The 22,689-nt window shown below is 52.6% G+C and carries 1 protein-coding gene; it reads right to left on the reverse strand.

Annotation, left to right across the window (positions count from 1 at the left end):
- Positions 1 to 30 precede the first annotated feature (30 nt).
- The gene (locus INR79_RS10035; RefSeq protein WP_223093957.1) at positions 31 to 22,233 is read right to left on the reverse strand and encodes a cadherin domain-containing protein; all 22,203 of its coding nucleotides are present in this window, start codon (positions 22,231 to 22,233) and stop codon (positions 31 to 33) included.
- Positions 22,234 to 22,689: the final 456 nt, after the last annotated feature.

The following is a 22,689-nucleotide window of genomic DNA, read 5'->3' on the forward strand; positions in this document are numbered from 1 at the left end:
GGATTTTTATCCCGGCATTTTTTATTTTTATCAATCGTCTTTAATCAAAAGAATTGTGGTTAAGTTGTTGGTCAAATCTGTCGCCGACACACCGTCAAAGTCTATCGTGACTGAATTTCCATCTTTGTTAACAGTAATGCTTGATCCGCTGTCATCGCCATCCACAGAACCTTTAATGTTGTCTAGCAAGGACGTTACTTCTGAATCAGATAAATCTGAGAACAGATCGCTTAAGTCCAGTTTATCACCATCATCGATATGGAAATCGGTAATACGGTCCGTGCTGCCATCCAAATCAGTTTTAACCCACTTGAACACATCAGCGTCGTCACCACCAGTTAAGATATCGTTGCCTAACCCGCCTAACAGGATGTCATTACCTGCTCCACCGTACAGTGAATCATTGCCTCCCTGACCAAACATGATGTCATCACCAGAACCACCATATAAGGTATCAGCCTTATCCTTGTCGGTAGATTGGTTGAACTCATTCACATTTTCAGTGATGTAGTTATGAACTTGCGCATCGGATACCTCAACTACACCCAGTTTGCCAGCAACATACTCTTTAATACCTTCATAACCCTGACTGCTTACTCCTGCCATGTGGATTGAGTCACCAAACAGAATGTCATCGCCAGCACCAGCATCAATGGTATCTTCACCCGGAAGCTTATCTTCTGAATACCCCAGAATCGCTTCAGCTAGATCATCAGCATCAACATTCGCCTGAACGTTGCCATCAGTATCAAAGTCTTTCAACTGATTTTCATCAAGGCTATTCCCGATACCTATCGCTTCAACAGTGACTCCGCTGTTTTCAAGTAAGTCAAAACCTGAATTCGCATTCGAAATCGTGTTGCTGTCTGCGTAGTACCCTGGACCAGCGATTTGAACAAACTCATGCTCACCCGTGCCATCTGGACGCATATAGCCTTGGAAAGTCGCGTCGCTTGACCAGGAGTTATAGCTATAAACTCTTCCATACGTATCAATAATCAACTTGCCTTGGTATGAATAAGATTGACCAGGAACATAATCTGAATTGCCCAGGATATCACTCAACGCTCGATCGTTACTGTTGTAGCTGCTGTTGTAAACCAATGGATCGGTAACGTCAGTAGTGTAATAAGTCGGGCGTCCATCGGTGATAAAGTAAGCCATATTGTTTGCATCTGGATGCGTTGTCTTCACTGTTTCAAACCAATTGTTTGTCACAGTGAATGCATCTTCATAGTTTGTCCCGCCTCCAGATCTGAGACTATCCAATACGTCTTCTAGCTTATCTTTCGCATCTGAATCCGCTAGGTTTACGCTCACGCTGGTATGTGCGAGGGTGTCGAAATCGACCAGCATGACGTTAACCGTTCCAGAGTGCTCACCTTTAGCACTGTTGATCAAACTTTCAAAGACCTTCTCCAGCTGGTCTTCGATGTCATCAATATTACTGCTACCCATACTCCCGGATGTATCAACCATGAAGGCGATATTGTAGTCCTGACCATGAGTAACCACAGTACCTGTTGTGTCACCTACTACAGTGTCATGAGTGTCTCCGGTAGTGTAAGTCTGCCCGTCTCCCCCAATGGTTGTTCCCACAAAATCACTCAACACAATTGAGTCATCTGCTGTCGCGGTATTCGATGTATCACTTCCTTCCTGAGAAGTAGCGGTAACCGTTATTTCAGATGCATTAGATGCAGAAGAAACTAAAGTTAATCCTGTCAGGGTAACTTTGGTGGCATCAGAATCCCAAGAACCGGTCAAAGTGATAGTGCCATCCGAACCCGCTGTACCTAGAACAGACCCATCGCTTCCTTTCAAGACATCACCTTGCACTAGACCAGAAATCTCGATCTGACTCAGTGATTCGCTTCCGTCGGTGTCATTTAGTGACGCTTCAATTTCCAATGGGTATTCTGTCGAAGTTGGCTCAACAAGAACGAGTTCACCCGTTGTTGAATTCAGTGTGTATATACCGTCTTCGAACTGAACCGTCTCGATGTCATGCAGAGCCTTAGTGATTTCAACGCCATTCTCTACACTAGTGAAATCAAACCACTTATCGTTAGAGCTATAGCCCGATCCTTTCGTCACTGTGTAGTCTGTAGATTTACCAGGCAAAATCGCAATATCTGCTCCTGTGCCTCCGTGTAGAGAGTCAACACCCAGTCCAGAAACGAGGATATCCTTTCCATTACCTCCATACAGAGATTCACCATTAGTATCATCGCTGCCCACCAAGATATCGTCACCATCGTTGTGGTAATTTTGGTGAACATCTCCATAGATAGAGTCACCTCCACCATGGGTACTCACAATGTAGTCATTACCCGATGTGCCATGTATCGTTTCTGCCCAGGTTTTACTGTCCGTTTTCTCGTTAGCAATATTAAACTGTGACTTATCAAAGTTTCCTGTTTGGAAATCTTCCGTCGATATACCCCATGTTGGGAAGTCATCGTAATTTCGCTCTGCATCTCCTGTAATTGACACATCCACTTCAGGTGCATCAGCTACAGGCGCTACGTCTAAATAAGCAGAGCCAGTGTCTGATAGTTTCCCATCACTAACAGTGAAGTCGAACTTGATCTCTTCAGCCGCCATGTCTTCATTTGGATAGAATACAGCTCCTGTCACCTCGCCTTGAGCGTTAGTGGTAACGACCAGCTCACCTTTAGACTCATCTACAGACAGTGAAGAAATGAACAAGTCATCCTGATTTTCGTCGGTAGCAGTATTGAGCAGGATTTGAAGTTTAGCTGCGTCAATGATGAATGCATTATCTTCATCCGAGCTACCAAAATCAGCGTCTCCGTTTACGACTGGAGCACGTTCCAGGGCGGATTCAGAGCTAGGGATACTGATATCGACAGTAGCTGTTCCATCACTTTCCTGACCATCTGAATCTACCGCTTTATACTCAATTTCATCATTGATTTGAGAGTCAACAACCTCGACGCCCGTTAACGTAAAGTTGGAGTTTTGGTTCGCTGTGGTAGTCATGCGGATTTCATCGAAGCCACCATCAAGCTGTAGATTCGCGACATACTGAGAATTTACGATGTCGCTAGAAGAGTCTACAACTACAGTTGTCTGCAGAACGCCATCTTTGTATAACTCAATATGAACCTTGGCATCAATACCCAAACCTGCATTTGAATAGTGTCCATGTAGGCTCGCTAAAGATACGTTAGCTTCAGTAACATTGACATTGTCACCGAAGTCGATGGAAACGTATTCTTTGTTACCACTTTCGATTTCACCACCATTTACACCAATACCGGCTTCATTTACATCACTATCGTAATTCAGGGTACCTTGCGTAAGTGAACCATCATTGCCAACAACACCACCGGTGATAACTACTCCGCTATCCAGAGCAATCTGCGACAAATTATTGATTGGCGTATCATTGTTGAATGCTGTCGAATCGAAGCTTAGATTTTCATTTACATCACTATCAAGTTCATATTTAACGACAGCAGAATCAGCGACAACCGAGCCAACTTCCAGTTTCGTTTTCGAACCATCCTCGTTAATGACGTAAAGGCTACCGAACTGTGGTAATTCGGTCACTACTATGTCTGTCGTCTTATCAGCACTGCTGTCATCTTCTGTATCCGTCGCATTTCCAGAGAAAGGAATATTGAAGACACTAGATGTTGAAGACACTGTGAAATCATTAACTTCCGGAGCTTCATTCACATGCACAGAATCAGACGACGTATATTCCTGACCGTTCGCGTGTGTAATAGAAACGCTAATAGTGAAATCACTACCTTCTGATGGTGTAATGTAAGAACCAGTTACATGACCATCTTCAATCTGCTGCTCTGTAAGAGTAATAGACTGAACTCCGGAAGGAAGTGTTACAAGCAGAACTGTGCCCACTGCTGCACCAGCAGGAAGAGCAACTCTGTAGCTTACAGATGACTCGACTTCAGAACCTGAAAGAACACCGTCGTCATTCACATCGCTGGTAATGGTAACCGTAGGTTTCAGAAGCTGTTCGACGGTGTAAGTCTCATCGCCAAACGTAAAGCGTTCAAACTCTCGGAATACGTTCGTATCATTCTCAGATGGCTCAAATACTACAATCTCGCCAGCACTGTTAACACTGATCACATAGTTTTCAATGGAATCAGAGAAGATTGCCTTGTCATCGTGGGCACCACCATCCGCGACAAAGTAGTCATTATCGTCATCGGAAACCATTTGTAGATCATCTCGACCTCCACCAAGAAGTACGTAGTCGTCAGAAGACTCCGTAGCAGCTGGATCGAAACTGCCATGGTAGTAATGAACGGTATCGGATGCCTCACTCACATTTCCAGCAGAATCCGTTTCCTTAGCAAACATGAATTCATTGTCGTTGATCGGTGTAACACTGATACTCGAAATATCGAGGGTCCAACTCAAATCAGCCTGGACGGTAGCTATACCAATAGATATATAGTTACCGTCAGAATCTTTAGCAAATACCTCAATAGTATTACCGACTTCACTACCCGTACCATGCAGAGTCACCTCAGAGTAGTCACTATTCACTGAATCATCGGTGATGTTGGTGATGGTTGGTTTTCCTGTTGGAGTATCATCGACGTTTTCTACACCTATGGTGAAGGTTTCTTTGCTCGTTGAACCGTCGCTCGACGTCGCCGTGATTTCGATCGTGTGACTTTGCGCCGTTTCGTAGTCCAGACCGTCCTTCGCGACCGTCACCACACCTGTCTCTGGGTCGATCGTGAACAGACCATTCGCGTCATTCGTCAGACTGTACGTGACTTTGTCACCGTCTGCGTCGGTCGCCACACCTGTGATGTTCACCACCGTGCCCACGCCCGCGTTTTCACTCACTGTGTTGTCCGCGACATTGCTGTCTGTCACTGGACCTACCGCATTGTCTGTATCGCCTTCGCCCGGCGTCGTGCCGTCCGCGTTTTCTACACCTATGGTGAAGGTTTCTTTGCTCGTTGAACCGTCGCTCGACGTCGCCGTGATTTCGATCGTGTGACTTTGCGCCGTTTCGTAGTCCAGACCGTCCTTCGCGACCGTCACCACACCTGTCTCTGGGTCGATCGTGAACAGACCATTCGCGTCATTCGTCAGACTGTACGTGACTTTGTCACCGTCTGCGTCGGTCGCCACACCTGTGATGTTCACCACCGTGCCCACGCCCGCGTTTTCACTCACTGTGTTGTCCGCGACATTGCTGTCTGTCACTGGACCTACCGCATTGTCTGTATCGCCTTCGCCCGGCGTCGTGCCGTCCGCGTTTTCTACACCTATGGTGAAGGTTTCTTTGCTCGTTGAACCGTCGCTCGACGTCGCCGTGATTTCGATCGTGTGACTTTGCGCCGTTTCGTAGTCCAGACCGTCCTTCGCGACCGTCACCACACCTGTCTCTGGGTCGATCGTGAACAGACCATTCGCGTCATTCGTCAGACTGTACGTGACTTTGTCACCGTCTGCGTCGGTCGCCACACCTGTGATGTTCACCACCGTGCCCACGCCCGCGTTTTCACTCACTGTGTTGTCCGCGACATTGCTGTCTGTCACTGGACCTACCGCATTGTCTGTATCGCCTTCGCCCGGCGTCGTGCCGTCCGCGTTTTCTACACCTATGGTGAAGGTTTCTTTGCTCGTTGAACCGTCGCTCGACGTCGCCGTGATTTCGATCGTGTGACTTTGCGCCGTTTCGTAGTCCAGACCGTCCTTCGCGACCGTCACCACACCTGTCTCTGGGTCGATCGTGAACAGACCATTCGCGTCATTCGTCAGACTGTACGTGACTTTGTCACCGTCTGCGTCGGTCGCCACACCTGTGATGTTCACCACCGTGCCCACGCCCGCGTTTTCACTCACTGTGTTGTCCGCGACATTGCTGTCTGTCACTGGACCTACCGCATTGTCTGTATCGCCTTCGCCCGGCGTCGTGCCGTCCGCGTTTTCTACACCTATGGTGAAGGTTTCTTTGCTCGTTGAACCGTCGCTCGACGTCGCCGTGATTTCGATCGTGTGACTTTGCGCCGTTTCGTAGTCCAGACCGTCCTTCGCGACCGTCACCACACCTGTCTCTGGGTCGATCGTGAACAGACCATTCGCGTCATTCGTCAGACTGTACGTGACTTTGTCACCGTCTGCGTCGGTCGCCACACCTGTGATGTTCACCACCGTGCCCACGCCCGCGTTTTCACTCACTGTGTTGTCCGCGACATTGCTGTCTGTCACTGGACCTACCGCATTGTCTGTATCGCCTTCGCCCGGCGTCGTGCCGTCCGCGTTTTCTACACCTATGGTGAAGGTTTCTTTGCTCGTTGAACCGTCGCTCGACGTCGCCGTGATTTCGATCGTGTGACTTTGCGCCGTTTCGTAGTCCAGACCGTCCTTCGCGACCGTCACCACACCTGTCTCTGGGTCGATCGTGAACAGACCATTCGCGTCATTCGTCAGACTGTACGTGACTTTGTCACCGTCTGCGTCGGTCGCCACACCTGTGATGTTCACCACCGTGCCCACGCCCGCGTTTTCACTCACTGTGTTGTCCGCGACATTGCTGTCTGTCACTGGACCTACCGCATTGTCTGTATCGCCTTCGCCCGGCGTCGTGCCGTCCGCGTTTTCTACACCTATGGTGAAGGTTTCTTTGCTCGTTGAACCGTCGCTCGACGTCGCCGTGATTTCGATCGTGTGACTTTGCGCCGTTTCGTAGTCCAGACCGTCCTTCGCGACCGTCACCACACCTGTCTCTGGGTCGATCGTGAACAGACCATTCGCGTCATTCGTCAGACTGTACGTGACTTTGTCACCGTCTGCGTCGGTCGCCACACCTGTGATGTTCACCACCGTGCCCACGCCCGCGTTTTCACTCACTGTGTTGTCCGCGACATTGCTGTCTGTCACTGGACCTACCGCATTGTCTGTATCGCCTTCGCCCGGCGTCGTGCCGTCCGCGTTTTCTACACCTATGGTGAAGGTTTCTTTGCTCGTTGAACCGTCGCTCGACGTCGCCGTGATTTCGATCGTGTGACTTTGCGCCGTTTCGTAGTCCAGACCGTCCTTCGCGACCGTCACCACACCTGTCTCTGGGTCGATCGTGAACAGACCATTCGCGTCATTCGTCAGACTGTACGTGACTTTGTCACCGTCTGCGTCGGTCGCCACACCTGTGATGTTCACCACCGTGCCCACGCCCGCGTTTTCACTCACTGTGTTGTCCGCGACATTGCTGTCTGTCACTGGACCTACCGCATTGTCTGTATCGCCTTCGCCCGGCGTCGTGCCGTCCGCGTTTTCTACACCTATGGTGAAGGTTTCTTTGCTCGTTGAACCGTCGCTCGACGTCGCCGTGATTTCGATCGTGTGACTTTGCGCCGTTTCGTAGTCCAGACCGTCCTTCGCGACCGTCACCACACCTGTCTCTGGGTCGATCGTGAACAGACCATTCGCGTCATTCGTCAGACTGTACGTGACTTTGTCACCGTCTGCGTCGGTCGCCACACCTGTGATGTTCACCACCGTGCCCACGCCCGCGTTTTCACTCACTGTGTTGTCCGCGACATTGCTGTCTGTCACTGGACCTACCGCATTGTCTGTATCGCCTTCGCCCGGCGTCGTGCCGTCCGCGTTTTCTACACCTATGGTGAAGGTTTCTTTGCTCGTTGAACCGTCGCTCGACGTCGCCGTGATTTCGATCGTGTGACTTTGCGCCGTTTCGTAGTCCAGACCGTCCTTCGCGACCGTCACCACACCTGTCTCTGGGTCGATCGTGAACAGACCATTCGCGTCATTCGTCAGACTGTACGTGACTTTGTCACCGTCTGCGTCGGTCGCCACACCTGTGATGTTCACCACCGTGCCCACGCCCGCGTTTTCACTCACTGTGTTGTCCGCGACATTGCTGTCTGTCACTGGACCTACCGCATTGTCTGTATCGCCTTCGCCCGGCGTCGTGCCGTCCGCGTTTTCTACACCTATGGTGAAGGTTTCTTTGCTCGTTGAACCGTCGCTCGACGTCGCCGTGATTTCGATCGTGTGACTTTGCGCCGTTTCGTAGTCCAGACCGTCCTTCGCGACCGTCACCACACCTGTCTCTGGGTCGATCGTGAACAGACCATTCGCGTCATTCGTCAGACTGTACGTGACTTTGTCACCGTCTGCGTCGGTCGCCACACCTGTGATGTTCACCACCGTGCCCACGCCCGCGTTTTCACTCACTGTGTTGTCCGCGACATTGCTGTCTGTCACTGGACCTACCGCATTGTCTGTATCGCCTTCGCCCGGCGTCGTGCCGTCCGCGTTTTCTACACCTATGGTGAAGGTTTCTTTGCTCGTTGAACCGTCGCTCGACGTCGCCGTGATTTCGATCGTGTGACTTTGCGCCGTTTCGTAGTCCAGACCGTCCTTCGCGACCGTCACCACACCTGTCTCTGGGTCGATCGTGAACAGACCATTCGCGTCATTCGTCAGACTGTACGTGACTTTGTCACCGTCTGCGTCGGTCGCCACACCTGTGATGTTCACCACCGTGCCCACGCCCGCGTTTTCACTCACTGTGTTGTCCGCGACATTGCTGTCTGTCACTGGACCTACCGCATTGTCTGTATCGCCTTCGCCCGGCGTCGTGCCGTCCGCGTTTTCTACACCTATGGTGAAGGTTTCTTTGCTCGTTGAACCGTCGCTCGACGTCGCCGTGATTTCGATCGTGTGACTTTGCGCCGTTTCGTAGTCCAGACCGTCCTTCGCGACCGTCACCACACCTGTCTCTGGGTCGATCGTGAACAGACCATTCGCGTCATTCGTCAGACTGTACGTGACTTTGTCACCGTCTGCGTCGGTCGCCACACCTGTGATGTTCACCACCGTGCCCACGCCCGCGTTTTCACTCACTGTGTTGTCCGCGACATTGCTGTCTGTCACTGGACCTACCGCATTGTCTGTATCGCCTTCGCCCGGCGTCGTGCCGTCCGCGTTTTCTACACCTATGGTGAAGGTTTCTTTGCTCGTTGAACCGTCGCTCGACGTCGCCGTGATTTCGATCGTGTGACTTTGCGCCGTTTCGTAGTCCAGACCGTCCTTCGCGACCGTCACCACACCTGTCTCTGGGTCGATCGTGAACAGACCATTCGCGTCATTCGTCAGACTGTACGTGACTTTGTCACCGTCTGCGTCGGTCGCCACACCTGTGATGTTCACCACCGTGCCCACGCCCGCGTTTTCACTCACTGTGTTGTCCGCGACATTGCTGTCTGTCACTGGACCTACCGCATTGTCTGTATCGCCTTCGCCCGGCGTCGTGCCGTCCGCGTTTTCTACACCTATGGTGAAGGTTTCTTTGCTCGTTGAACCGTCGCTCGACGTCGCCGTGATTTCGATCGTGTGACTTTGCGCCGTTTCGTAGTCCAGACCGTCCTTCGCGACCGTCACCACACCTGTCTCTGGGTCGATCGTGAACAGACCATTCGCGTCATTCGTCAGACTGTACGTGACTTTGTCACCGTCTGCGTCGGTCGCCACACCTGTGATGTTCACCACCGTGCCCACGCCCGCGTTTTCACTCACTGTGTTGTCCGCGACATTGCTGTCTGTCACTGGACCTACCGCATTGTCTGTATCGCCTTCGCCCGGCGTCGTGCCGTCCGCGTTTTCTACACCTATGGTGAAGGTTTCTTTGCTCGTTGAACCGTCGCTCGACGTCGCCGTGATTTCGATCGTGTGACTTTGCGCCGTTTCGTAGTCCAGACCGTCCTTCGCGACCGTCACCACACCTGTCTCTGGGTCGATCGTGAACAGACCATTCGCGTCATTCGTCAGACTGTACGTGACTTTGTCACCGTCTGCGTCGGTCGCCACACCTGTGATGTTCACCACCGTGCCCACGCCCGCGTTTTCACTCACTGTGTTGTCCGCGACATTGCTGTCTGTCACTGGACCTACCGCATTGTCTGTATCGCCTTCGCCCGGCGTCGTGCCGTCCGCGTTTTCTACACCTATGGTGAAGGTTTCTTTGCTCGTTGAACCGTCGCTCGACGTCGCCGTGATTTCGATCGTGTGACTTTGCGCCGTTTCGTAGTCCAGACCGTCCTTCGCGACCGTCACCACACCTGTCTCTGGGTCGATCGTGAACAGACCATTCGCGTCATTCGTCAGACTGTACGTGACTTTGTCACCGTCTGCGTCGGTCGCCACACCTGTGATGTTCACCACCGTGCCCACGCCCGCGTTTTCACTCACTGTGTTGTCCGCGACATTGCTGTCTGTCACTGGACCTACCGCATTGTCTGTATCGCCTTCGCCCGGCGTCGTGCCGTCCGCGTTTTCTACACCTATGGTGAAGGTTTCTTTGCTCGTTGAACCGTCGCTCGACGTCGCCGTGATTTCGATCGTGTGACTTTGCGCCGTTTCGTAGTCCAGACCGTCCTTCGCGACCGTCACCACACCTGTCTCTGGGTCGATCGTGAACAGACCATTCGCGTCATTCGTCAGACTGTACGTGACTTTGTCACCGTCTGCGTCGGTCGCCACACCTGTGATGTTCACCACCGTGCCCACGCCCGCGTTTTCACTCACTGTGTTGTCCGCGACATTGCTGTCTGTCACTGGACCTACCGCATTGTCTGTATCGCCTTCGCCCGGCGTCGTGCCGTCCGCGTTTTCTACACCTATGGTGAAGGTTTCTTTGCTCGTTGAACCGTCGCTCGACGTCGCCGTGATTTCGATCGTGTGACTTTGCGCCGTTTCGTAGTCCAGACCGTCCTTCGCGACCGTCACCACACCTGTCTCTGGGTCGATCGTGAACAGACCATTCGCGTCATTCGTCAGACTGTACGTGACTTTGTCACCGTCTGCGTCGGTCGCCACACCTGTGATGTTCACCACCGTGCCCACGCCCGCGTTTTCACTCACTGTGTTGTCCGCGACATTGCTGTCTGTCACTGGACCTACCGCATTGTCTGTATCGCCTTCGCCCGGCGTCGTGCCGTCCGCGTTTTCTACACCTATGGTGAAGGTTTCTTTGCTCGTTGAACCGTCGCTCGACGTCGCCGTGATTTCGATCGTGTGACTTTGCGCCGTTTCGTAGTCCAGACCGTCCTTCGCGACCGTCACCACACCTGTCTCTGGGTCGATCGTGAACAGACCATTCGCGTCATTCGTCAGACTGTACGTGACTTTGTCACCGTCTGCGTCGGTCGCCACACCTGTGATGTTCACCACCGTGCCCACGCCCGCGTTTTCACTCACTGTGTTGTCCGCGACATTGCTGTCTGTCACTGGACCTACCGCATTGTCTGTATCGCCTTCGCCCGGCGTCGTGCCGTCCGCGTTTTCTACACCTATGGTGAAGGTTTCTTTGCTCGTTGAACCGTCGCTCGACGTCGCCGTGATTTCGATCGTGTGACTTTGCGCCGTTTCGTAGTCCAGACCGTCCTTCGCGACCGTCACCACACCTGTCTCTGGGTCGATCGTGAACAGACCATTCGCGTCATTCGTCAGACTGTACGTGACTTTGTCACCGTCTGCGTCGGTCGCCACACCTGTGATGTTCACCACCGTGCCCACGCCCGCGTTTTCACTCACTGTGTTGTCCGCGACATTGCTGTCTGTCACTGGACCTACCGCATTGTCTGTATCGCCTTCGCCCGGCGTCGTGCCGTCCGCGTTTTCTACACCTATGGTGAAGGTTTCTTTGCTCGTTGAACCGTCGCTCGACGTCGCCGTGATTTCGATCGTGTGACTTTGCGCCGTTTCGTAGTCCAGACCGTCCTTCGCGACCGTCACCACACCTGTCTCTGGGTCGATCGTGAACAGACCATTCGCGTCATTCGTCAGACTGTACGTGACTTTGTCACCGTCTGCGTCGGTCGCCACACCTGTGATGTTCACCACCGTGCCCACGCCCGCGTTTTCACTCACTGTGTTGTCCGCGACATTGCTGTCTGTCACTGGACCTACCGCATTGTCTGTATCGCCTTCGCCCGGCGTCGTGCCGTCCGCGTTTTCTACACCTATGGTGAAGGTTTCTTTGCTCGTTGAACCGTCGCTCGACGTCGCCGTGATTTCGATCGTGTGACTTTGCGCCGTTTCGTAGTCCAGACCGTCCTTCGCGACCGTCACCACACCTGTCTCTGGGTCGATCGTGAACAGACCATTCGCGTCATTCGTCAGACTGTACGTGACTTTGTCACCGTCTGCGTCGGTCGCCACACCTGTGATGTTCACCACCGTGCCCACGCCCGCGTTTTCACTCACTGTGTTGTCCGCGACATTGCTGTCTGTCACTGGACCTACCGCATTGTCTGTATCGCCTTCGCCCGGCGTCGTGCCGTCCGCGTTTTCTACACCTATGGTGAAGGTTTCTTTGCTCGTTGAACCGTCGCTCGACGTCGCCGTGATTTCGATCGTGTGACTTTGCGCCGTTTCGTAGTCCAGACCGTCCTTCGCGACCGTCACCACACCTGTCTCTGGGTCGATCGTGAACAGACCATTCGCGTCATTCGTCAGACTGTACGTGACTTTGTCACCGTCTGCGTCGGTCGCCACACCTGTGATGTTCACCACCGTGCCCACGCCCGCGTTTTCACTCACTGTGTTGTCCGCGACATTGCTGTCTGTCACTGGACCTACCGCATTGTCTGTATCGCCTTCGCCCGGCGTCGTGCCGTCCGCGTTTTCTACACCTATGGTGAAGGTTTCTTTGCTCGTTGAACCGTCGCTCGACGTCGCCGTGATTTCGATCGTGTGACTTTGCGCCGTTTCGTAGTCCAGACCGTCCTTCGCGACCGTCACCACACCTGTCTCTGGGTCGATCGTGAACAGACCATTCGCGTCATTCGTCAGACTGTACGTGACTTTGTCACCGTCTGCGTCGGTCGCCACACCTGTGATGTTCACCACCGTGCCCACGCCCGCGTTTTCACTCACTGTGTTGTCCGCGACATTGCTGTCTGTCACTGGACCTACCGCATTGTCTGTATCGCCTTCGCCCGGCGTCGTGCCGTCCGCGTTTTCTACACCTATGGTGAAGGTTTCTTTGCTCGTTGAACCGTCGCTCGACGTCGCCGTGATTTCGATCGTGTGACTTTGCGCCGTTTCGTAGTCCAGACCGTCCTTCGCGACCGTCACCACACCTGTCTCTGGGTCGATCGTGAACAGACCATTCGCGTCATTCGTCAGACTGTACGTGACTTTGTCACCGTCTGCGTCGGTCGCCACACCTGTGATGTTCACCACCGTGCCCACGCCCGCGTTTTCACTCACTGTGTTGTCCGCGACATTGCTGTCTGTCACTGGACCTACCGCATTGTCTGTATCGCCTTCGCCCGGCGTCGTGCCGTCCGCGTTTTCTACACCTATGGTGAAGGTTTCTTTGCTCGTTGAACCGTCGCTCGACGTCGCCGTGATTTCGATCGTGTGACTTTGCGCCGTTTCGTAGTCCAGACCGTCCTTCGCGACCGTCACCACACCTGTCTCTGGGTCGATCGTGAACAGACCATTCGCGTCATTCGTCAGACTGTACGTGACTTTGTCACCGTCTGCGTCGGTCGCCACACCTGTGATGTTCACCACCGTGCCCACGCCCGCGTTTTCACTCACTGTGTTGTCCGCGACATTGCTGTCTGTCACTGGACCTACCGCATTGTCTGTATCGCCTTCGCCCGGCGTCGTGCCGTCCGCGTTTTCTACACCTATGGTGAAGGTTTCTTTGCTCGTTGAACCGTCGCTCGACGTCGCCGTGATTTCGATCGTGTGACTTTGCGCCGTTTCGTAGTCCAGACCGTCCTTCGCGACCGTCACCACACCTGTCTCTGGGTCGATCGTGAACAGACCATTCGCGTCATTCGTCAGACTGTACGTGACTTTGTCACCGTCTGCGTCGGTCGCCACACCTGTGATGTTCACCACCGTGCCCACGCCCGCGTTTTCACTCACTGTGTTGTCCGCGACATTGCTGTCTGTCACTGGACCTACCGCATTGTCTGTATCGCCTTCGCCCGGCGTCGTGCCGTCCGCGTTTTCTACACCTATGGTGAAGGTTTCTTTGCTCGTTGAACCGTCGCTCGACGTCGCCGTGATTTCGATCGTGTGACTTTGCGCCGTTTCGTAGTCCAGACCGTCCTTCGCGACCGTCACCACACCTGTCTCTGGGTCGATCGTGAACAGACCATTCGCGTCATTCGTCAGACTGTACGTGACTTTGTCACCGTCTGCGTCGGTCGCCACACCTGTGATGTTCACCACCGTGCCCACGCCCGCGTTTTCACTCACTGTGTTGTCCGCGACATTGCTGTCTGTCACTGGACCTACCGCATTGTCTGTATCGCCTTCGCCCGGCGTCGTGCCGTCCGCGTTTTCTACACCTATGGTGAAGGTTTCTTTGCTCGTTGAACCGTCGCTCGACGTCGCCGTGATTTCGATCGTGTGACTTTGCGCCGTTTCGTAGTCCAGACCGTCCTTCGCGACCGTCACCACACCTGTCTCTGGGTCGATCGTGAACAGACCATTCGCGTCATTCGTCAGACTGTACGTGACTTTGTCACCGTCTGCGTCGGTCGCCACACCTGTGATGTTCACCACCGTGCCCACGCCCGCGTTTTCACTCACTGTGTTGTCCGCGACATTGCTGTCTGTCACTGGACCTACCGCATTGTCTGTATCGCCTTCGCCCGGCGTCGTGCCGTCCGCGTTTTCTACACCTATGGTGAAGGTTTCTTTGCTCGTTGAACCGTCGCTCGACGTCGCCGTGATTTCGATCGTGTGACTTTGCGCCGTTTCGTAGTCCAGACCGTCCTTCGCGACCGTCACCACACCTGTCTCTGGGTCGATCGTGAACAGACCATTCGCGTCATTCGTCAGACTGTACGTGACTTTGTCACCGTCTGCGTCGGTCGCCACACCTGTGATGTTCACCACCGTGCCCACGCCCGCGTTTTCACTCACTGTGTTGTCCGCGACATTGCTGTCTGTCACTGGACCTACCGCATTGTCTGTATCGCCTTCGCCCGGCGTCGTGCCGTCCGCGTTTTCTACACCTATGGTGAAGGTTTCTTTGCTCGTTGAACCGTCGCTCGACGTCGCCGTGATTTCGATCGTGTGACTTTGCGCCGTTTCGTAGTCCAGACCGTCCTTCGCGACCGTCACCACACCTGTCTCTGGGTCGATCGTGAACAGACCATTCGCGTCATTCGTCAGACTGTACGTGACTTTGTCACCGTCTGCGTCGGTCGCCACACCTGTGATGTTCACCACCGTGCCCACGCCCGCGTTTTCACTCACTGTGTTGTCCGCGACATTGCTGTCTGTCACTGGACCTACCGCATTGTCTGTATCGCCTTCGCCCGGCGTCGTGCCGTCCGCGTTTTCTACACCTATGGTGAAGGTTTCTTTGCTCGTTGAACCGTCGCTCGACGTCGCCGTGATTTCGATCGTGTGACTTTGCGCCGTTTCGTAGTCCAGACCGTCCTTCGCGACCGTCACCACACCTGTCTCTGGGTCGATCGTGAACAGACCATTCGCGTCATTCGTCAGACTGTACGTGACTTTGTCACCGTCTGCGTCGGTCGCCACACCTGTGATGTTCACCACCGTGCCCACGCCCGCGTTTTCACTCACTGTGTTGTCCGCGACATTGCTGTCTGTCACTGGACCTACCGCATTGTCTGTATCGCCTTCGCCCGGCGTCGTGCCGTCCGCGTTTTCTACACCTATGGTGAAGGTTTCTTTGCTCGTTGAACCGTCGCTCGACGTCGCCGTGATTTCGATCGTGTGACTTTGCGCCGTTTCGTAGTCCAGACCGTCCTTCGCGACCGTCACCACACCTGTCTCTGGGTCGATCGTGAACAGACCATTCGCGTCATTCGTCAGACTGTACGTGACTTTGTCACCGTCTGCGTCGGTCGCCACACCTGTGATGTTCACCACCGTGCCCACGCCCGCGTTTTCACTCACTGTGTTGTCCGCGACATTGCTGTCTGTCACTGGACCTACCGCATTGTCTGTATCGCCTTCGCCCGGCGTCGTGCCGTCCGCGTTTTCTACACCTATGGTGAAGGTTTCTTTGCTCGTTGAACCGTCGCTCGACGTCGCCGTGATTTCGATCGTGTGACTTTGCGCCGTTTCGTAGTCCAGACCGTCCTTCGCGACCGTCACCACACCTGTCTCTGGGTCGATCGTGAACAGACCATTCGCGTCATTCGTCAGACTGTACGTGACTTTGTCACCGTCTGCGTCGGTCGCCACACCTGTGATGTTCACCACCGTGCCCACGCCCGCGTTTTCACTCACTGTGTTGTCCGCGACATTGCTGTCTGTCACTGGACCTACCGCATTGTCTGTATCGCCTTCGCCCGGCGTCGTGCCGTCCGCGTTTTCTACACCTATGGTGAAGGTTTCTTTGCTCGTTGAACCGTCGCTCGACGTCGCCGTGATTTCGATCGTGTGACTTTGCGCCGTTTCGTAGTCCAGACCGTCCTTCGCGACCGTCACCACACCTGTCTCTGGGTCGATCGTGAACAGACCATTCGCGTCATTCGTCAGACTGTACGTGACTTTGTCACCGTCTGCGTCGGTCGCCACACCTGTGATGTTCACCACCGTGCCCACGCCCGCGTTTTCACTCACTGTGTTGTCCGCGACATTGCTGTCTGTCACTGGACCTACCGCATTGTCTGTATCGCCTTCGCCCGGCGTCGTGCCGTCCGCGTTTTCTACACCTATGGTGAAGGTTTCTTTGCTCGTTGAACCGTCGCTCGACGTCGCCGTGATTTCGATCGTGTGACTTTGCGCCGTTTCGTAGTCCAGACCGTCCTTCGCGACCGTCACCACACCTGTCTCTGGGTCGATCGTGAACAGACCATTCGCGTCATTCGTCAGACTGTACGTGACTTTGTCACCGTCTGCGTCGGTCGCCACACCTGTGATGTTCACCACCGTGCCCACGCCCGCGTTTTCACTCACTGTGTTGTCCGCGACATTGCTGTCTGTCACTGGACCTACCGCATTGTCTGTATCGCCTTCGCCCGGCGTCGTGCCGTCCGCGTTTTCTACACCTATGGTGAAGGTTTCTTTGCTCGTTGAACCGTCGCTCGACGTCGCCGTGATTTCGATCGTGTGACTTTGCGCCGTTTCGTAGTCCAGACCGTCCTTCGCGACCGTCACCACACCTGTCTCTGGGTCGATCGTGAACAGACCATTCGCGTCATTCGTCAGACTGTACGTGACTTTGTCACCGTCTGCGTCGGTCGCCACACCTGTGATGTTCACCACCGTGCCCACGCCCGCGTTTTCACTCACTGTGTTGTCCGCGACATTGCTGTCTGTCACTGGACCTACCGCATTGTCTGTATCGCCTTCGCCCGGCGTCGTGCCGTCCGCGTTTTCTACACCTATGGTGAAGGTTTCTTTGCTCGTTGAACCGTCGCTCGACGTCGCCGTGATTTCGATCGTGTGACTTTGCGCCGTTTCGTAGTCCAGACCGTCCTTCGCGACCGTCACCACACCTGTCTCTGGGTCGATCGTGAACAGACCATTCGCGTCATTCGTCAGACTGTACGTGACTTTGTCACCGTCTGCGTCGGTCGCCACACCTGTGATGTTCACCACCGTGCCCACGCCCGCGTTTTCACTCACTGTGTTGTCCGCGACATTGCTGTCTGTCACTGGACCTACCGCATTGTCTGTATCGCCTTCGCCCGGCGTCGTGCCGTCCGCGTTTTCTACACCTATGGTGAAGGTTTCTTTGCTCGTTGAACCGTCGCTCGACGTCGCCGTGATTTCGATCGTGTGACTTTGCGCCGTTTCGTAGTCCAGACCGTCCTTCGCGACCGTCACCACACCTGTCTCTGGGTCGATCGTGAACAGACCATTCGCGTCATTCGTCAGACTGTACGTGACTTTGTCACCGTCTGCGTCGGTCGCCACACCTGTGATGTTCACCACCGTGCCCACGCCCGCGTTTTCACTCACTGTGTTGTCCGCGACATTGCTGTCTGTCACTGGACCTACCGCATTGTCTGTATCGCCTTCGCCCGGCGTCGTGCCGTCCGCGTTTTCTACACCTATGGTGAAGGTTTCTTTGCTCGTTGAACCGTCGCTCGACGTCGCCGTGATTTCGATCGTGTGACTTTGCGCCGTTTCGTAGTCCAGACCGTCCTTCGCGACCGTCACCACACCTGTCTCTGGGTCGATCGTGAACAGACCATTCGCGTCATTCGTCAGACTGTACGTGACTTTGTCACCGTCTGCGTCGGTCGCCACACCTGTGATGTTCACCACCGTGCCCACGCCCGCGTTTTCACTCACTGTGTTGTCCGCGACATTGCTGTCTGTCACTGGACCTACCGCATTGTCTGTATCGCCTTCGCCCGGCGTCGTGCCGTCCGCGTTTTCTACACCTATGGTGAAGGTTTCTTTGCTCGTTGAACCGTCGCTCGACGTCGCCGTGATTTCGATCGTGTGACTTTGCGCCGTTTCGTAGTCCAGACCGTCCTTCGCGACCGTCACCACACCTGTCTCTGGGTCGATCGTGAACAGACCATTCGCGTCATTCGTCAGACTGTACGTGACTTTGTCACCGTCTGCGTCGGTCGCCACACCTGTGATGTTCACCACCGTGCCCACGCCCGCGTTTTCACTCACTGTGTTGTCCGCGACATTGCTGTCTGTCACTGGACCTACCGCATTGTCTGTATCGCCTTCGCCCGGCGTCGTGCCGTCCGCGTTTTCTACACCTATGGTGAAGGTTTCTTTGCTCGTTGAACCGTCGCTCGACGTCGCCGTGATTTCGATCGTGTGACTTTGCGCCGTTTCGTAGTCCAGACCGTCCTTCGCGACCGTCACCACACCTGTCTCTGGGTCGATCGTGAACAGACCATTCGCGTCATTCGTCAGACTGTACGTGACTTTGTCACCGTCTGCGTCGGTCGCCACACCTGTGATGTTCACCACCGTGCCCACGCCCGCGTTTTCACTCACTGTGTTGTCCGCGACATTGCTGTCTGTCACTGGACCTACTTCGTCATTAACCGCTTCTACGGTCACTTTCACTGTAGAAGGTTCACTATCCAACTTACCATCGGTTACTGTGTAGGTAATTGTTGCTTCGCCGTTGAAATTGTCGGCTGGGGTGAAGACAATTTTTCCGTCGACTATGGCGACGGTGCCTTGTTCTGATGGAACAGAAGCTTCTTTGATTGTTAAGGCGTTATCTTCGGCGTCCGTGTCGTTTGCAAGAACGTCAATAGTTACAGTGTTATCTTCTTGCGTCGTAGCGGTATCTGCGACTGCAACTGGTGCGTCGTTTGTGCCGTCGATTCTGATGGTGATGGTTGTTGGTGTGCCATCTTCGGTAAAGACGTTAAAGGTTTCTGTAACGTGTTCGCCATCGTCTAGATGATCGTATGTGCCATCAGCAACAAACTGCCATTCGCCGCTTTTGTGCATGTAGAGTGTGCCGATATCACCTTCTATAGTGTCGGCTTTAAAGGTATTATCCGCACCATCAACATCGGTGTGCGTCAGAGTGCCACTGGTTCTTAGCACTGCATCGGTTTCTGTAAGTGTCTTTGATGCTGCAGTGACGTCGGCAGCATCGTTCTTACCTATGATGGTTACCGTTACGTCTACGACTGTTGTCGCACCCTGAGAGTCTTTGACTTCGATTTGGTAAACTTCGTTGAGCTTATGACCTTCGGGCAGTTTATCAGCGGCTTCGGTATCGGTTAGAACAAACGTCCAGCTGCCGTCTGCTCGCATTTCAAATTCACCAAGACTGGTATCTGGTTGGGAAACAATGGTGAAAGTATGACTGTCACTGGCATCAGGGTCATTAACCGTAAAGCCTTTTACGGTCTTTGATGTGTCGTCTTCGAAAATCCAGGCTTGAGTCTGAGTTTCAACAACAGGGGCATCGTTGGTTCCCTGAATGTTGATGTCAATGGTGGTTTTTGTTCCGTCTTCGGTCTCAACAACAAATTGTTCCGTTACCTTGTCGTTTGCGTCCAGCTCATCCAAAGCCGTGTGGGATTCGAAGTTCCAGGTACCATCTGCCTGAAGAGTCAGCATACCGTAGGTACCATTGATCGTTGTAGGTTTGAACGTATTGTCGTTACCATCGGGGTCGGTACTTTCAAGTTTCCCGTTTGCTGACAATACTGAATCGGATTCTGTGAGATTTGCAACACCCGCCGTTACGTCAGCAGGATCGTTACTGCCAGTCACGGTAATGGTGAGTGTTGTTGTAGTGCTGCCGCCTGCATCGTCTGTAACAGTAACAGGCACACTAATGACGAGCTCCTGACCTTCTTTCAGATCATCATATTCACTTGCGTCGAATGTATACGAACCGTCTGAATTTAGTGTCAAACCTTTCACAACTTCATCAGTTGTAAAAGTCAGAGATTCTCCAGCCGGAAGATCGACATCAGATGCCTCGATCTGCCCTGTTACGCTTGCGTCTTCATTAACTTCAACGTTTTCAGCGGTCGCTGTTGGGTCGTCATTAACTGCTGCGACTTCAACATTGATAGTGATGGTATCTGTACCACCGTTTCCATCACTGACTACAACGGTAAAGCTGTCATTTCCGTTGTAGTTTTCATTCGGTGTGTAAGACCAGTTCCCATCTGCGTCAACAGTAACAGTCCCATTGGATGGATCTGTGCCTTTTGAAAACGTCAGGTCGTCTCCGTCAACGTCCGAAGCGGTTAACTTACCTGACTTAGTAGTATCTTCGTTAACAGATACAGTAATTGAGTCACCAACAGGATCACCATTTTCATCGCCAATTACTGGATTATCATTGATGTTCTCACCAGTAACCGAGTCACTGCCTGCTGCGGACACGTTACCTGACGAGTCTGTTACTGTCGCGTTTACTGTTAGTGTTTCATTTTGCTCGGGAACTGGGTAACTGACAGTGATAAATCCGACATCGATCTGTTCTTGATTGATGACAATATCTGGCTGCCCAGTCACTTTAAGAACGTCACCGACTTTCACACCTTCTGGTAGTGTGATTCGAACATCCACCGAACCGTCATTTTCATCAGAGGTTAAGATGCCATCATTGTTGGCATCATCAAGAATCTGAACGGTTGGTGCACCTGTTGGTGTATTGTCTTCTGTTACAACACTATCGTTGCCAGCTGTAGAGGTGTTACCTGCCTGGTCGGTAATAGTGGCTGTTATGTCAAGGGTTTCACCATCGGCTGGTCTGTCGTACTCCAAGATGATTGAACCAGCGTTAATCATGTCTTGAGTGATGATCGTGTCAGGCTGTCCTGTCACTTTTAATACATCGCCAACTTCTGCATCGGACGGGATTTGAACAGTGACTGTTACCTGACCGTCTAATTCATCATCACTTAGCGTTCCATCGTTATTTGCATCTTCTGTGATGGTCACTGTTGGTGTAGACGGTGGTGTTGTATCTAAATCGAAAGTAACTGGTGCACTGGTAGAGGTTGAATCTCCGTTTGGCTTAAACACTTCAGATGTTACCGTGTAACTCCCATCTGTATTTAAATTTCCTGACGGAATAGTCACAACAATTGGAGAGGTTCCATCCCAGTCATCAGGAACGGGAACTTCAATGAAGACAGATTCACCAGTAGGTGTCGAAACTTCGACAAATATGGTGTCTTCAATCGTTGTGTCTGCTGGCACTGTGATTAGTAGATCGACACCATCCTCTGCTTCTTCAGCATTAACAGAGTTCACCGCTTCGGGAATAGCAACAGAAGGAGCACCTTCTGGACCCGAATCGGTCGTGGCGGTTAGCAAGATTCGATAGGATTCTAGAAGTGTCAGGCTTTGGGTTCTGGACAGCCCCTGGCGTTCAAAGCTGCCTGTATCGAACGATGTTTCTGCAATGGATTGCGCACCAATACGCTCGATTTCACCGGATGTAGTTAAACTTGAGCCCGATGAAGCGTCACCCGCAGCAGTTGCGAATTCGTCGTCCAACTGAGTTGGGTCTTCTCCGCCTTCTAAGGCTGCGAAAATTTCTTGAATGTCTTCATCAAGCTCAAGTTGGTTGATGTCTTGATTATCGTCAACAATACCCGCTCGTGGTGCCGCACCGTCTTTGGACGCACCGTCGGCTTCAAGAACGACTTCTCCGGGTAAAAGTGGGGTTCCTTTTGGAACAACTCGAATGTTTCCTTGCTGGTCAATAACAATCATTTGACCAACACCTGCGATCGCTGAAGATAAAAGAGACTGAATAGAATCCATGCTAACCTCTAATTTTTGTTTGCGTATTTCCGCCAGGATGAATAACGCATTAGATTTTTATTAGTTAAACTAATAATTTAACACCTATATGGAACTAACTCCACAAAAGCAAATGTTTGAAGCAATGTCTCATTCATTACTCTTTCAAGTTTATGAGCCAGCTCTCAAACTTAAGGTGTTTCAATTTTGCATCAATCGTAAATAGTTGTTTAAAAATTTAACTTAATGATTCAATGACCATTATTAAGAGTATTTTTCATACTGTTCCTAAAATAAGAACTGAATATCAATTTGCGAATCGAGCTAATTACAAAACTATTAGTTATCTGTATCGGTAACTTATTGATAAATTCTACTCATACTAAAGATTTATTTGATTGATATTCTCATTATTGAGAATAAATTCTCAATAATGGTTCATAGAAAACTCTGCTTTGATACTCATCAGAGTGAGTA

The sequence above is a fragment of the Vibrio sp. SCSIO 43132 genome (assembly GCF_019904195.1).
In the GTDB taxonomy this organism is placed as follows: domain Bacteria; phylum Pseudomonadota; class Gammaproteobacteria; order Enterobacterales; family Vibrionaceae; genus Vibrio; species Vibrio nigripulchritudo.

What these genes read in the sequence shown, in the direction of transcription:
- INR79_RS10035 (WP_223093957.1), bottom strand. Translation starts at nt 22,233, where the DNA reads ATGGATTCTATTCAGTCTCTTTTATCTTCAGCGATCGCAGGTGTTGGT.